The following is a 14,707-nucleotide window of genomic DNA, read 5'->3' on the forward strand; positions in this document are numbered from 1 at the left end:
AAGGGGGGAGTGGGGACGGGTCCGCCACAGGTGGAGCCGGTCAGTCGAGGAGTTCGAGCACCGTCTTGGGTCCCGCGGCGTTCACGACGTCGTCCGCGCTGGAGATGTGCCGCTGCCACAGCTTCTCGGCCTCGTCCGCCTTGCCGGACTCGATCAGGCCGACCATCCGCACATGCGCCCGGTGTCCCTTGAGGGCCTGCGCCTTCTGGGCCTCGGCATCGGCCGCGCCCGCCGTGTACGAGGCGTTGGCCCGGTCGATGATGTTGCGCAGCATGCCGCACAGCAGGATCAGGGTCTGGTTGCCGGTGAGTTCCACCAGCAGGGCGTGAAAGGCGTCCTGTGCGTCGACCAGGGCGAGCGGATCATCGAGGACGGCCTTCTCGGCGGCCACCGCGTCGCGCAGCCGCTTGATGTCGTCGGCCGTGTGCTTGATGGCGAGCTGGCGGGCGCACGGCGGCTCGATGAGGGCCGCGGCGCGGTAGATGTCACCCAGGGTGGCGCCGCGGTACTCGAGGATCAGGCCGGCGAAGCGGGCGGCGACATCCGAGTCCGGAGCGCTCACCCGGGCGCCGCCGTGGGCGCCGCGGCGCACCGTGATCAGGGACTCCGACTCCAGCACCCGGAACGCCTCGCGCAGTGTGGGCCGCGAGATGCCGAACTGCTCCATCAGGCCCGACTCCGGGGGCAGGGCGTCGCCGGGCTTCAGCTCGCCCCGTACGATCTGGCGCCGCAGGTGTCCGGCGACCAGCTCGGCGGTCTTCGGTACCCGCACCTGACGTCCGACGCGACTGCGGGCGGGGACCGGCACGGTCGCCGTTTCTGCGGTGCGGGCTGCCTCGGCCACGGTGGGCTCCTCGTATAGCTAAATGAATCGTCTTAGTGCATCGAGGGTACCAGGTCAAGCCCTCGGCGATCTTCTCCGTGCGCGACCTGATCTGGTGTCCTGGCGGTTGTCTGGTATATAGATGATTCATCTATCTATAAAGCCGGTCCAGCCGACGGATACCGCGGGAGTGACCTCGATGACCGAGAACCCGGCCCCTGAGATCCTCACCGATCTCACCGATGACGGGGTCATGCTGCTGACCCTGAACCGGCCCGAGCGGCACAACGCCTGGACGCTGGAGACGGAGCTGCTCTACAACGAACTGTTCGACCGGGCGGAGCACGATCCACGGGTGCGGGCCGTGGTGCTCACCGGCGCCGGGCGCAGCTTCTGCCCGGGAATGGACATGAGCGTCCTGGACGCCGCCTCGTCGGGCGCCCGCCCCTGGCCGACCGACCAGCTGCCCCCGCGCACCCGGCCCATGTCCTTCCCGAAGCCGGTGGTGGCGGCCGTCAACGGTGCCTGCGCCGGCATCGGGTTCAACCAGGCGCTGATGTGCGACGTCCGGTTCGCCGTGCCGCACGCCAAGTTCGCCGCCGCCTTCAGCGCACGCGGGCTGGTGGCCGAGGACGGCGTGTCCTGGATCCTGCCCCGGCTGGTCGGTTACGGCAACGCCGCCGACCTGCTGCTGTCCTCGCGCCGGATCACCGGGACGGAGGCCCTGGCCATGGGGCTGGTCAACCGCCTCGTCGAACCGCAGGACCTGCTCCCGGCGGCGCTCGCCTACGCGAGCGAACTGGCCCGCTCGGCCAGCCCGTACGCGATGTCCCTCATCAAGCGGCAGCTCGCCGACGACCAGGCGAGGACGTTCACCGAGAGCCGGGACCACGCCGCCGCCCTCCTGGCCACGGCGAAACGCGCCCCGGACTACCGCGAGGGCGTGCGCAGCTTCATCGAGCGCCGGCCGCCGGAGTTCGCTGGGCTGGGGGAGACCCCGGCCGCGGCCCCGGGGCTTGTGCGGGAGGCGTCGTCATGACCCGCTCCGAGCTCCCGCTGCACCGCCGCACGATCACCGTCACCGCCTACACGGAAGGCGGCGACGAGATCTCGGTCGAGGCGGAACTGAGTGACGTGCGCCCGTGGGCGGAGCCGTCGGCCGGCGTCGTCCACCGGATGGGCCTCGCCGTGCGCGTACGTCTGGCCGACATGGTCGTCGTGCACGCCGACGCGGACATGCGCACCTTCCCGCACGCCGAGTGCCCGTTGATCACCCCGGTGTTCGACGGACTGGTCGGGCTCAGCGTCGCCGCCGGATACAACCGGGCCATCCAGGAGCGGTTCCGCGGGGTGTCCGGCTGCTCGCACCTGCACGAGCTGGCCCGCGCCCTGGGCCCCGCGGTGGTCCAGGCGGCCATCTCGGCGAACGCGGGCCTGCGGTACGCCGGTGAGCAGGCCCACGACCCGCGCTCCACGGCCGGTGTGCTGAACAGCTGCCACATCTGGGCACCGGACGGAGTGGGCCTGCGCAAGCTGGACGCGGGCTGGGCCCCGGGGACCGGCCCGCGTCCGGTGCCGCTGCTCAGGACCTTCGAGCGACGTGGACCGGGGACGTCCGGCGCCTGAATCCGTCGGAAGGTTCCTGATGTCTCATCGCCCTGGCCCCGAACGCGCTGGACCGTCTCGGCGTCCCCCGCCACCCCGCCAGGGGCGTGCAGGGGTGCGTCCTGCCCAGGCCCGGCCAGGGGCTGCTGATCCGTTTGCGAGAACCTCGCGCCGCACCGGGCGGGGGCCCACGTACATCCGTCCATACGGGGGAAGCCTCAGCCGACGTCGACCGGGCCGTCGTCCGCCTCGCCGTGCTTGCGCGAGTGCAGCTGGAGCAGGCTGTTGCCGCCGCTCTCCGGGGGACGGCTGCCGTCGGAGGAGTCCGGGCCGCTCAGGTTCTGCCGGACCGGGTCGAGGATCGTCAGGCCCTGCGACACCGGACCGGCGGCGATCTCGCCGAGTCCGTCGGCGCCGTTGAGGATGTTGCAGCTCTTCATCGTCTGCCCCGGGATCCCGACGACAGACCCACTGCGGCCGGGGGCTCAACGGGCATGACGATCCGGCCCGCCACCCTTCGCTCGTCCCCCCGGCGACGTGGTTCGCCGCCGTGGTCGGCACAGCCCTCCGACCGGGTACTAGCCCGCCGCCGCCCTCGGCTCGCGCGGCAGCCCCAGCACCTTCTCCGCGAGGATGTTCCGCTGCACCTGGGACGTGCCCGCGTAGATGGTGCCGGAGCGGGCGATGAGGTAGGTCGTCGACCAGGACGCCGAGGAGTTCGCGGCGCCCGGGTCGTCGGTGCGGTAGGTGCGCAGGGGCGGTCGGCCGACCGGCACCTGGCCGTGCAGGCCCATGATGTCCATCGCGAGATCGGTGACCTTGGTGTGGTATTCGCTCCAGAACAGCTTGGCGATCGACGACTCGGGGCCGGGCTCGGCGCCCTTGAGCCAGCCGGTGAGGATCCGGTAACCGAGACAGCGCATGATCTCGACCTTGGACCAGCACCAGGCGATGCGCTGCCGGATCACCGGGTCCTGGTCCTTGCCGTACAGCCGCGCCAGTTCGACGAGGCGTTCCACCTCCGCCCTGAAGAGGATCGGGTTGGTCGCCGCCTCCTCCCCGCGCTCCACGCCGAGCAGGCTCTGGGCGACTGTCCAGCCGTTGTCGACGCCTCCGAGGACAAGGTCGGCGCGGGTGCGGGCGCCGTTGAAGAAGACCTCGTTGAAGTGCAGCTGCCCGCTCATCATGCGGAACGGCCGTACCTCGACGCCGGGCTGGTCGAGAGGGACGAGCAGGAAGGAGATGCCGCGGTGCTTGGAGGCGTCCGGGTTCGTGCGGGCCAGGACGAAGATCCAGTCGCTGTGATGGGCGCCGGAGGTCCACACCTTCTGGCCGTCGATCACCCACTCCTCGCCGTCCCGCACCGCGCGCGTGCGCAAGGAGGCCAGGTCGGAGCCCGCGTCCGGCTCCGAGTAGCCCTGGCACCAGGTGTCCTCGCCGCTGAGGATGCGGGGGAGGAAGTAGGCCTTCTGCTCGTCCGTGCCCCAGCGCAGCAGCGTGTTGGCCAGCATCTTCACGCCGAAGGTGTCCTGCGGCAGCCCGAACGGCACACCGGCCAGTGCCAGCTCCTCCATCAGCACCACCTGGTGGAGTTTGCTCAGGTCCCGGCCGCCGTACTGCTCGGGCCAGGTCAGCGAGAGGTAGCGGCGCTCGGCCAGCAGACGGCGCCAGTCCCGGGCGAAGGCCCAGGCCGCCCCCTCGTCGAGGGCGCCGATGCCCTTCCAGTCCGGCGGCAGTGTCCCGGCGAGGAACGCCCTCACCTCGGTGCGGAACGCTTCGGTCTCGGGGGGATAGCTGATGTCCACCTGCGTACTCTCCTCGTCCGGTCCCGTGCGCACAGCTCCGGCGCCGTATTGATTGTTTCAGCATAATAGGTTATCTATTTAAGAGGAATAGCGTCGAGCCAGGGCGGGCTGACATGGGACTGCTGGACGGCCGGAACGCGGTGATCACCGGCGGCGCACAGGGCATCGGTTTCGAGATCGCCGGAGTCCTCGGCGCCGAGGGGGCGTCCGTCGTCCTCGGCGACATCAACGAGGACGCGGCGGCGGAAGCCGCCGAACGCCTCACCAAGAACGGCGTGGCAGCCACCTCGCTGCGCTGCGACGTCACCGACGAGGACGAGGTCGCCGCCCTCGTCGCCCACTGCGCCGACAGCTTCGGACCGGTCGGCGTGATGGTCAACAACGCCGGGATCACCCGGGACGCGACCCTGCGCAAGATGGCTCTCGCCGACTTCCGCGCCGTTGTCGACGTGCACCTGACCGGAGCCTGGAACGGCACCCGGTACGCCGCAGAGGCGATGCGCGCGCACGGCCGGGGCGGCAGCATCGTCAACATCTCGTCCATCGCCGGCAAGGTCGGCAACTTCGGCCAGACGAACTACAGCGCGGCCAAGGCGGGACTCGTCGGTCTCACCAAGGCATCCGCCAAGGAACTCGCCCGGGCCGGGATCCGCGTCAACGCCGTCCAGCCCGGCCTGATCCGCACCGCCATGACCGAGGCGATGCCCAAGGCCGCCTGGGACGCGAAGCTCGCGGAGATTCCCATGGGGCGTGCCGGCGAGCCCGCCGAGGTCGCCCAGGTCGTCTTGTTCCTCGCCTCCGACCTGGCGAGCTACGTCACCGGAGCCGTGGTCGAGGTGACCGGCGGCCGGTACATGTGACCCCTCATGAAAGGCAACTGCTGATGCCCGCCCTCCTGCGTGACGCGGTGATCTGCGAACCCGTGCGTACCCCCGTCGGCGGCTACGGTGGCGCCTTCTGCGACGTGACGGCGGCCGAACTCGCCGCCACCGTCGTACGCGCCGTACTGGAACGCACCGGCATACCGCCCGCGGCCGTGGACGACGTCCTGCTGGGCCAGTGCTATCCCAACGGCGAGGCCCCGGCCATCGGCCGCGTGGCCGCCCTGGACGCCGGTCTGCCCGTCGAGGTGCCGGGACTGCAGATCGACCGCCGCTGCGGCTCCGGACTCCAGGCGATCATCACCGCGGCGATGCAGGTGCAGACCGGTGCGAGCGACCTCGTGCTGGCCGGGGGCGTCGAGTCCATGAGCCAGGCCGAGTTCTACACGACCGGTGTGCGCTGGGGCGTGCGCGGAGCCGGCACCACCCTGCACGACCGGCTGGCGCGCGGGCGCGTCACCTCCGGAGGGGTCAACCACCCCGTCCCCGGGGGCATGTTGGAGACCGCCGAGAACCTCCGCCGCGAGTACGCCATCCCCCGCGAGGAACAGGACGAACTCGCCCTGCGCTCCCACGAGAAGGCCGTCGCGGCCCAGCGGGAGGGCCGCTTCGCCGACGAGATCGTGCCCGTCACGGTCCGGTCCCGGAAGGGTGACACGGTCGTCGACACCGACGAACACCCGCGCCCCGACTCCTCGTTGGAGAAGCTGGCGAAGCTGCGTCCCGTGCTCGGCCGCCAGGACCCGGAGGCCACCGTCACCGCGGGCAACGCCAGCGGCCAGAACGACGGCGCCGCGCTGTGCGTAGTGACCCACCCCGAGAGGGCCGCCGAACTCGGCCTGCGTCCGCTGGGCCGCCTGGTCTCCTGGGCCGTCGTGGGCGTACCACCCGAGACGATGGGCATCGGTCCGGTACCCGCCACCGCCCGGGCCCTGGAGCGAGCGGGACTGAAGCTCGCCGACATCGACCTGATCGAACTCAACGAGGCCTTCGCCGCCCAGGTGCTCGCCTGCACACGTGACTGGGGCCTGACCGGGACCGACTTCGAGCGGTTCAACGTCAACGGCTCCGGCATCTCGCTGGGCCACCCCGTCGGCGCCACCGGCGGCCGCATCCTCGCCACCCTGCTGCGCGAACTGGACCGCCGCCAGGCCCGCTACGGCCTGGAGACCATGTGCCTCGGCGGCGGCCAGGGCCTGGCCGCGGTCTTCGAACGGCCGACCGACGCAACCCACGCTCATGGAGGACGCTGACATGGCCGGACTGATCGCATACGGCGCCTACGTGCCGTACCACCGCCTCGCGAGGACGGATGTCGCAGCCGCCCTGGGCGGCAAGGGCGGCAAGGGAACCCGCGCGGTCGCGGGCTACGACGAGGACACCACGTCCATGGCCGTCGAGGCGGCCCGCGGCGCCCTGGCCCGCGACGGCCTGCGCGGCCGCGTCAGCCAGCTCTTCCTCGCCACCGCAGCACCCGCCTACCTCGACAAGACCAACGCCACCGCCGTCCACGCCGCACTCGGCCTCGACCCGCACGTGCTCGCCGCCGACATGGCCGGCTCCGTGCGCTCCGGCCTCGGCGCCCTGGTCACGGCCGCCCGGTCCCCGCTACCCACCTTGACGGTCCTGTCCGACCTGCGCACCGGCCTGCCCGGCGGCACCGACGAGGTCGCGGGCGGCGACGGCGCGGCGGCGTTCGTCTTCGGCGGACACCGCAACGGGGCCCCGGTCATCGCGGAGTTGCTCGCCCACGACACGGTCAGCGACGAGATCCTCGACCGCTGGCGGCTGCCGGGCGCGCCCGTCTCCCGGGTCTGGGAGGAGCGCTTCGCCGAGGAGATCTATGTGTCCCTGGCGGACAAGGCGCTCACCGCGGCCCTCGACCACGCGGCGGTCGACATCGGCTCGATCGACCACTTCGTGGTGGCGGGACTGCACGCGCGCGCGTGCGCGACGGTCCGGCGCACAGCCGGTGTCCGGCCCGAGGCGGTGACCCCGGACCTGACCGGAGCGATCGGCAACGCCGGCACCGCCCAGCCCGGACTGCTCCTCGCCGACGTTCTCGACCGGGCCCGACCGGGCGAGCTGATCGCCCTCGTCGTGCTCGGCGACGGCGCCGGAGTCCTCCTGCTGCGCACCACCGACGCGCTCCCCGCGCACCGCGCGGCCCACCCGGTCGCCGCCCAGATCGCCGCGGGCAGCGCCCCCATGCCGTACGCCACGTATCTGTCCTGGCGCGGTCTCCTCGACCGCGAACCGCCCCGCCGACCGGACCCCGAGCCGCCCTACGCGCCGCCCGCACACCGCCGCACCGGCTGGAAGTACGGCTTTGTCGCCTCCCGTTGCGAGAAGTGCGCCACCCGGCATCTGCCGCCGGACCGGGTGTGCACCTCGTGCCGGAGCGTCGACGCCATGACCGACGAGCCGATGGCGCACGTGCGCGGCACGGTCGCCACGTTCACCGTCGACCGCCTGGCGGCAACGCCCAGTCCGCCGATGCTCGTCGTGGTCGTCGACTACGACGGCGGCGGCCGGTTCCGCTGCCAGCTGACCGACGCCACCGAGGCGGACGCCGTCATCGGCGCCCGGGTCGAGATGACCTTCCGGCGCACCGTCACGGCGTCCGGCGTCCACAACTACTTCTGGAAGGCCCGGCCGGTGCGCACGGGCGAGACCGAGGGGACACACTGATGGGCTCGCACGGAATACGGGACCGGGTCGCGATCGTCGGCATGGGCTGCACGCCCTTCGGCGAGCACTGGACCCGCTCGGCGGACGACCTGCTGATCGACGCCGTCGGCGAGGCCGTCACCTCGGCAGGCATCACCCTCGACGACATCGACGCGTACTGGTTCGGCACCCAGGCCTCCGGGGTGTCCGGGCTGACCCTCAGCCGGGCGCTCCACCTGCCCGACAAGCCGGTCACCCGCGTCGAGAACATGTGCGCGACCGGCTCCGAGGCCCTGCGCAACGCCTGCTACGCCGTCGCCTCGGGGGCGTACGACGTGGCGATGGCCGTCGGCGTGGAGAAGCTCAAGGACTCCGGCATGTCCGGGCTGTCCGGCACCGTCATCCCGGGCGCGGGCGACGACAGCCGCGGGGAGATCACCGCCCCGGCCAACTTCTCCCTCCTCGCCCCCGCCTACGCCGCGAAGTACGGCCTGGCGGAGGAGGAGATGAAGGACGTCATCACCCGCATCGCCTGGAAGAACCACGTCAACGGCGCCCGCAACCCCCGTGCGCAGTTCCGCAAGGAGGTGCCGCTGGAGCGCATCCGGTCGGCCCCGATCGTCGCGGGCATGCTGGGCGTGTTCGACTGCTCGGGCGTCTCGGACGGCTCGGCGGCGGCCATCGTGGTGCGGGCCGAGGACGCCTACAAGTACACCGACAAGCCGATCTTCGTGAAGGCGCTGTCCTTCGTCGCCGGTCCGGCCGACGGGCTCCTCGACCCCGAGTACGACTTCACCACCTTCCCCGAGGTCGTCGCCTCCGCACAGGAGGCCTACCGGCAGGCCGGCATCACCGACCCGCGCGCCGAACTCGCCCTCGCCGAGGTCCACGACTGCTTCACGCCCACCGAGTTGGTGCTGATGGAGGACCTGGGATTCTCCGAGCGCGGTCAGGGCTGGAAGGACGTCACCAGCGGCGCGTTCGACCTGGACGGTTCGCTCCCGGTCAACCCGGACGGTGGCCTGAAGGCCTTCGGCCACCCCATCGGCGCCTCCGGCCTGCGCATGATGTTCGAGGCCTGGCTCCAACTGCGGGGCGAGGCACCGGCCGAGCGGACGGTCGACTCCGTGGCCGAAGGACGCTCGCTCGCCCTGACGCACAACCTCGGCGGCGGACCTGGCGAGTGCGTCTCGTTCGTGTCGATCGTCGGCAATCAACTCACCGAGTAGAACAGGCGGTTCGCGATGACGCGACTCCAGGACAAGATCGCCGTCGTCACCGGGGCCGCGTCCGGCATCGGCGCGGCCACCGCACGCCGCCTGGCGGCCGAGGGCGCCCACACGGTGGTCGCCGACCTCGACGTCGACGGAGCCAAGGCGGTGACGGAGGAGATCCGCGCCGCCGGCGGCTCCGCGACGGCGGTCCCGGTCGACCTCGGCGACATCGAGAGCGTACGGGACATGGTGGCCGCGGCGGTCGAGACGTACGGCGGTCTCGACGTCCTGCACAACAACGCGGCCGCCACCCACCTGGCCGCCCGTCAGGACCTCGCCGTCCTGGAGGCCGACCCGGCGGTCTGGGACGACACGATGCGCATCAACCTGCGCGGGACCATGGTCGCCATCCAGGCCACCGTCCCGCACATGATCGCCCGGGGCGGCGGCTCCATCATCAACACCTCGTCCGGAGCCGGCCTCTCGGGCGACCTGCGCAACCCGGCGTACGGCGCCTCGAAGGCCGCCCTCATCAATCTCACGCAGTACGTCGCCACCCAGTACGGCAAGCAGGGCGTGCGCTGCAACGCCATCGCGCCGGGGTTCATCGTGACCCCGGCCAGCTCCGGTTCGGCGCACGGGGCGATCCGGGAGGCGATGCTGCGCCACCACCTCACGCCCCGCCTGGGGCGCCCGGAGGACGTCGCGTCGGCGGTCGTCTTCCTCGCCTCGGACGAGTCGGCCTTCGTCACCGGGCACACCCTGCGCGTGGACGGCGGGCTGCTGTCCCATCAGCCGTATGTCGCGGACCTTCGCGACGCCTGACACGGTTCCTGTCACTGCCGCCGGAGGCGCTGAGATCAGCGCCTCCGGTTCTCGGCGTTACCCGGTGGCTCAGGCGAGCGTCTCCGGCTCCAGGTCGCCCAGGTAGGCCGCCCGTACCGCCGGATCGCGCCGGACCTCCTCCGGCGTACCGGCGCAGATCCGGCGTCCGAAGTCCAGGACGACGACCTGGTCGCAGACGCTCATCACCATGTCGACGTCGTGCTCGACGAGCAGCACCCCCATGCCCCACTCCTCGGCGAGCCGCCGTACCAGGTGGGCCAGTTCCCTGGTCTCGTCGTCCGACAAGCCCGCCGCCGGTTCGTCGAGGAGCAGCACGGACGGCGAGGCCGCCACGGCGCGGGCGATGGCCAGCAGCCGGCGCTCTCCGTACGACAGGTCGCCCACCGGCCGGTCCAGGCTGTCCTGGAGGCCGAACTCCCGTACCGCGACGAGGGCTTGGGCAGGGAGCGGGCGGCTGCCGGGACGGACCAGGTCCGTGAGGTACGCCCACCGGCCGGGGCGGTCGCAGGCCGCGTACAGGTTGTCCAGGACGGTCATGTCCTCGAACAGCTCCAGCGACTGGAAGGACCGGCTCAGACCGCCGGTGGCCCGCCGGTGGACCGGCAGCCGGGTCACATCCCGGTCCCCGAGACGCACGCTGCCGGACGCGGCGCGGGTGAAGCCGGTGACCGCGTCGATGGCGGAGGTCTTGCCGGCGCCGTTGGGACCGATGAGCCCCACGACCTGGCCCGGTCCGACGTCCAGGGAGAGCCCGTCGACGGCGACGACACCGCCGTAGCGGACGGTGAGGTCCCGTACCCGGAGGGGGAGTGGGGTGGCACGGGTGACGGTCGGGGGGGCCGACAGCTCGTCCTTCGGGACGGTGGCCGGCCGCTTCGGGGGCAGCTCGCGCCGGCTCCCCGCCGCGCGTCTGCCGAGCCCCTTCCCGATGCCGTCCTGGTTGCCCACCAGCGTCAGCACCAGGATGATCCCGCCGATCAGCGGCATCCACTCACTGAGTCCGGGCAGCACGAGGTCCCCGAACCGGGCACCCACCGTCCCCGCGGCGAAGGTCGCGCCGAACAGCGGACCGACGAGGAAACCGACACCGCCGATGACCGCGAGGCCGAGCGCGGTGATGGAGCCGAAGCTCGCGAAGTCGGACAGGACGACCGAGGTCGAGCGGAAGCCGGTGAGCACTCCGGCGAGCGCGGCGATGGCCGAGGAGAGGCCGAAGGCGTAGAGCTTGGCGGCGCGGACGTCGATGCCGAGGGCGGCGGCGGCGCGCTCGTTTGCCCGTACGGCGATCAGCCGGCGGCCGGTCCGGCTGCGCCGCACGTTGGCGACCACGAGTGTGGCGGCGACGAACAGCACGAGCACCACGGCGGCGTACCGCTGGGGATGGTCGACGCCGGAGATGCTGATCCCGAAGAGTGTCTGCTTGCCCACCGCGATGCCGTCGCTGCCGGGGGTCGTGGACAGGTCGGTGTTCTGGAAGACCATCGCCTCCAGTGTGGTGCCGAGGCCGAGCGTGATGATCGCGAGATTGACGCCGCGTGTGCGGACCGCGGGGAGCGCGAACAGCAAGCCGATCGGCACCGTTCCCAACACCCCTGCCAGCAGGGCGAGTTCGAACGGCCATCCCCAGTCGGCCGCCGCGTGTCCGGCGAGGAAGGCGCCGGTCCCGGCCAGGGCGTAGGCCGCGAGAGAGACCTGTCCCGCGTACCCGGTGACCACGACGATCGACAGGATGATCAGTGACAGCACCAGGGTGGTGGTGATCGCGTCGGCCCACAGCGGGGTCGCCAGGCTCACCAGCGACAGCCCGGTCACGACGGCGAGCGCCAAGGGCAGGGGGCGGACCTTCCCGGTGCCCAGTCCGGGCAGCCGGTCCAGGAACGTGCCGCGCAGCGGCAGCGCCCGGCCGCGTGCGACCAGCACCAGGGCGATGAACAGGAAGGGGACCGAGGCGGCGAGCCCGGTGACGTCGGAGCCGAAGCGGGTCAGTTCGGACTGCACGACGCCGATGACCAGACCGCCCGCCAGCGTGACGGGGAACGAGGAGAACCTGCCGACCAGGGCGGCGGCCAGGGCGCTGAGCAGGAGGGTGGTCAGTCCGGTCACCGACAGGCCGATGACCGGCACGATCAGGATGCCGGTCAGCCCCGCGAGCGCCGATCCCAGCGCCCAGTTGCCGGTGGCGATCAGGTCCGGGGACCAGCCGAGCGAGGCGGCAGCGCCCTCGTTCTCCGCGACCGCGCTGGTGCCCAGGCCGAACAGGGTGCGCTTGTAGAGGAGGTGGAGGAGCACGGTCACGGCGACGGCGATGCCGATCAGCCACATGCGGTCCTCGGAGACCGTCGCCCCGGCGATCGTCAGCAGCTGGGTGGGCAGCTTGCCCGGCACCAGCTCCAGGCTGTCGCCGTAGCGCTTGACGGCGATCGCGGTGAGCACGATGAAGACCGCCAGGGTGCCGACCAGGCGGGCCAGTGAGGAGGCTCTGCGCAGCGGGCGGAGCACCAGCAGGTGGGTGAGCACGCCCAGCAGGCCGGAGGTGAGCACGCCGCAGGCGGTGGCGGGCCAGTACGGCACGCCGTGCTGGGTGGCGAGCTCCCACTGGACGTAGGCCCCGGCCATGCCGATCGCGCCGTGCGCGAAGTTCAGGACGCCGGAGCCCCGGTAGACCAGCACGATGCCGTGCGCGGTGAGCGCGTAGAGGGCACCGAGCCCGAGGCCGAGCAGCGCGAAACGCAGGACGTCGTCCATCGAGGAACCTCCCGAGGGCAGGAGCGAGACAGCACATTCATTTAAATAATTGTGCCGAGAGTACTTCACTAACCAGAAAACGCACCCCATGCTGTTCGGCATCTCGACGACGAGCACAGCGGAGGAACCATGAACCACTCACGCCGACGCAGAACCGCCGCGGCGGGCGCCCTCGCGGTGACCGGAGCCCTGCTCGCCGCCGGTTGCGGGGGAGAGGCGGCCGGCAGCTCGAAAGAGGCGACCTCCGCCCTGAAGGGCACACCGGTCAAGGTGATGGTCTGGGCACCGGAGGACACCCAGGGCAGCGCCCAGCCCGGAGTCCGGCTCACCGCCCAGGCGTACGAGAAGTGGATCAACGCCAACGGCGGGATCAAGGGCGCCCCGCTGAAGGTGCTCACCTGCAACGAGAAGAACAACCCCGACGAGGCCGAGAAGTGCGCCCAGCAGGCGGTCGCCGAGAAGGTGGTCGCGGTGGTGGGCTCCTACAGCCTCGCCGGCGATCGCTACATGCCCATCCTGCAGAAGGCCGGCATCCCGTACATCGGCGGCACCGGAGTCTCGGCGGCCGAGTTCTCCAACCCGCTGTCGTTCCCGGTCAACGGCGGCACCCCGGTGGTGTTCGCGGCCCACGGCCGGCAACTGGTGCAGAACGGCTGCAAGAAGATCTCCGGCGTCCGCTACGACGTGGCCGCCGCCGCGGTCGTCTCGCAGTTCCTCACCGTCGGCGCGGTCTCCGCCGGAGCGCCGGCGCCCAAGGACATCAAGGTGCCGCTCACCGCCACCGATCTCGCCCCGCAGGTCGCCGCCGCGACCAAGGAAAGCGACTGCGTGAGCGTCATCATGGGCACCGCCTCGGGCCTGTTCGTGAAGTCGTACGTGCAGTCGGGCGCCAAGACGAAGCTCGGCAGCGTCGTCGGCAACCTGACCCCGCAGCTCGCCGAGAGCACCGGCGGAGCCGGCGGCCCGCTGGAGGGCGCCGCGATCACCGGCTACTTCCCGCCCAGCTCCGACGCCGCCTGGAAGGACTTCCTCGCAGCCACCAAGGGCGACAAGGACATCGACACCAGCAACGGCGCCAACGAGACGACCTGGGTGGCCTTCAAGGTCTTCACCGAGGCCGCCAAGAAACTCCCGACGATCACGGCGAAGGCCCTGGTGCAGGAACTCGACACCGCCCCGGGCATCAGCACCGGCGGACTGACCCCGCCGCTGAGCTGGAACGCGTCCACGGCCCTGCCGATCAAGGGCCTCAACCGCATCCACAACACCACCGCCACCGAACTGACCATCCGCGACGGGAAGATCGAGTGGGCCAAGCCCGGATCGACCTTCGTCGACGTCCGCAAGGTCCTGACGGCCCTGTCGTCCGGCTGAGGAGCAGGCCCGTGCACGACACCGACGCACCCCTGATCGAAGCGCGCTCCCTGTCCGCCGGATACGGCAGCCGGCCCGTCGTACGCGAGCTCGACCTGGAGGTCCGGCCCGGCGAGGTCGTCGCCCTGCTCGGCCCCAACGGCGCGGGCAAGACCACCACGCTCCGGGCGCTCTCCGGCAGCCTCGCCCCGATGGGCGGCGAGGTGCGCTGGCTGGGCGCACCCGGCCGCGCACCGCTGCACCGCCGCGCCCGCCAGGGCCTGGCGTACGTCGGAGAGCGGGCGGTCTTCACTCGGCTCGACACCGCGGACAACCTGCGGGTCGGCAGGGTGGGGTCCCAGCAGGCGCTGGCACTCTTCCCCGAGCTCGAAAAACGACTCAGAACCGGCGCGGGCATGCTGTCGGGCGGCGAGCAGCAGATGCTGTCGCTGGCCCGCGCCCTGTGCCGCGCGCCCAAGCTGCTCCTCGCGGACGAACTCTCCCTCGGTCTCGCCCCGTTGGTGGTCGACCGCCTCCTGCGCGCGGTGCGCGAGGCGGCCGACCGCGGCCTCGGCGCGCTGCTGGTCGAACAGCACGTGCGCAAGGTGCTGGACATCGCCGACCGCGTGTACGTCCTGCACCGCGGCCGCGTCACGATGACCGGCACCCCGGAGGAACTGCGCGGCAACCTCGACGCGATCGAGTCGTCGTACCTCGCGCGCACCACAGCGGATGAGACAACCTACGCAACTGATTGAGGTGAAC

The 14,707-nt window shown here is 71.6% G+C and carries 12 protein-coding genes and 1 pseudogene; 9 read left to right on the forward strand and 4 right to left on the reverse strand.

Going from position 1 to position 14,707, the window contains the following annotated elements:
- Positions 1–40: 40 nt before the first annotated feature.
- Positions 41–844 (reverse strand): FadR/GntR family transcriptional regulator, encoded by an 804-nt coding sequence (locus ACIBVL_RS25935; protein ID WP_399100237.1) that lies wholly within the window; start codon positions 842–844, stop codon positions 41–43.
- A gap of 178 nt (positions 845–1,022) precedes the next feature.
- On the opposite strand from ACIBVL_RS25935, the gene ACIBVL_RS25940 reads away from it, so the two are divergent.
- Positions 1,023–1,862 (forward strand): enoyl-CoA hydratase-related protein, encoded by an 840-nt coding sequence (locus ACIBVL_RS25940; RefSeq protein WP_399100240.1) that lies wholly within the window; start codon positions 1,023–1,025, stop codon positions 1,860–1,862.
- The gene (locus ACIBVL_RS25945) at positions 1,859–2,449 is read left to right on the forward strand and encodes a DUF2889 domain-containing protein (RefSeq protein WP_399100242.1); all 591 of its coding nucleotides are present in this window, start codon (positions 1,859–1,861) and stop codon (positions 2,447–2,449) included. Before ACIBVL_RS25940 ends, ACIBVL_RS25945 begins: the two co-directional genes overlap by 4 nt.
- 197 nt (positions 2,450–2,646) lie before the next feature.
- Here the strand turns inward: ACIBVL_RS25945 and ACIBVL_RS25950 are convergent.
- Positions 2,647–2,856 (reverse strand): annotated as a pseudogene (locus tag ACIBVL_RS25950) (flotillin); the annotation flags it as partial.
- Positions 2,857–3,006: 150 nt separating this feature from the next.
- Entirely contained in the window at positions 3,007–4,233 is a 1,227-nt protein-coding gene (locus ACIBVL_RS25955) for an acyl-CoA dehydrogenase family protein (RefSeq protein ID WP_399100244.1), read from the reverse strand.
- A 113-nt stretch (positions 4,234–4,346) separates the two neighbouring features.
- On the opposite strand from ACIBVL_RS25955, the gene fabG reads away from it, so the two are divergent.
- Genes fabG through ACIBVL_RS25980 form a run of 5 tightly spaced genes read left to right on the forward strand, consistent with a single transcriptional unit; the run spans position 4,347 to position 9,823 of the window.
- Positions 4,347–5,093 carry a 3-oxoacyl-ACP reductase FabG gene (gene fabG / locus ACIBVL_RS25960; RefSeq protein ID WP_399100246.1) on the forward strand — a complete coding sequence of 249 codons (747 nt, stop codon included), beginning with the start codon at positions 4,347–4,349 and terminating at the stop codon, positions 5,091–5,093.
- A gap of 23 nt (positions 5,094–5,116) precedes the next feature.
- Entirely contained in the window at positions 5,117–6,367 is a 1,251-nt protein-coding gene (locus ACIBVL_RS25965; protein WP_399100248.1) for an acetyl-CoA C-acetyltransferase, read from the forward strand.
- 1 nt (position 6,368) lies between these two features.
- Positions 6,369–7,805, forward strand: a complete 1,437-nt coding sequence (locus tag ACIBVL_RS25970; protein ID WP_399100250.1) for an OB-fold domain-containing protein — start codon at positions 6,369–6,371, stop codon at positions 7,803–7,805.
- A complete protein-coding gene (locus tag ACIBVL_RS25975) occupies positions 7,805–9,013 on the forward strand; it encodes an acetyl-CoA acetyltransferase (protein WP_399100252.1) in 1,209 nt (402 codons plus the stop codon). Before ACIBVL_RS25970 ends, ACIBVL_RS25975 begins: the two co-directional genes overlap by 1 nt.
- 15 nt (positions 9,014–9,028) lie before the next feature.
- Positions 9,029–9,823, forward strand: a complete 795-nt coding sequence (locus tag ACIBVL_RS25980) for an SDR family NAD(P)-dependent oxidoreductase (protein ID WP_399100254.1) — start codon at positions 9,029–9,031, stop codon at positions 9,821–9,823.
- A gap of 69 nt (positions 9,824–9,892) precedes the next feature.
- On the opposite strand, the gene ACIBVL_RS25985 is transcribed toward ACIBVL_RS25980, so the two are convergent.
- Complete coding sequence (locus tag ACIBVL_RS25985) at positions 9,893–12,589, reverse strand: ATP-binding cassette domain-containing protein (protein WP_399100256.1); 2,697 nt, start codon at positions 12,587–12,589, stop codon at positions 9,893–9,895.
- Positions 12,590–12,718: 129 nt separating this feature from the next.
- Here ACIBVL_RS25985 and ACIBVL_RS25990 point away from each other — a divergent pair, with 129 nt between their 5' ends.
- Both ACIBVL_RS25990 and ACIBVL_RS25995 read left to right on the forward strand, forming a co-directional pair.
- Positions 12,719–13,963 (forward strand): ABC transporter substrate-binding protein, encoded by a 1,245-nt coding sequence (locus ACIBVL_RS25990; protein WP_399100258.1) that lies wholly within the window; start codon positions 12,719–12,721, stop codon positions 13,961–13,963.
- Positions 13,964–13,974: 11 nt separating this feature from the next.
- Positions 13,975–14,700, forward strand: a complete 726-nt coding sequence (locus tag ACIBVL_RS25995) for an ABC transporter ATP-binding protein (protein ID WP_399100261.1) — start codon at positions 13,975–13,977, stop codon at positions 14,698–14,700.
- Positions 14,701–14,707: the final 7 nt, after the last annotated feature.

Source organism: Streptomyces sp. NPDC049687 (genome assembly GCF_044465285.1).
GTDB lineage: Bacteria > Actinomycetota > Actinomycetes > Streptomycetales > Streptomycetaceae > Streptomyces.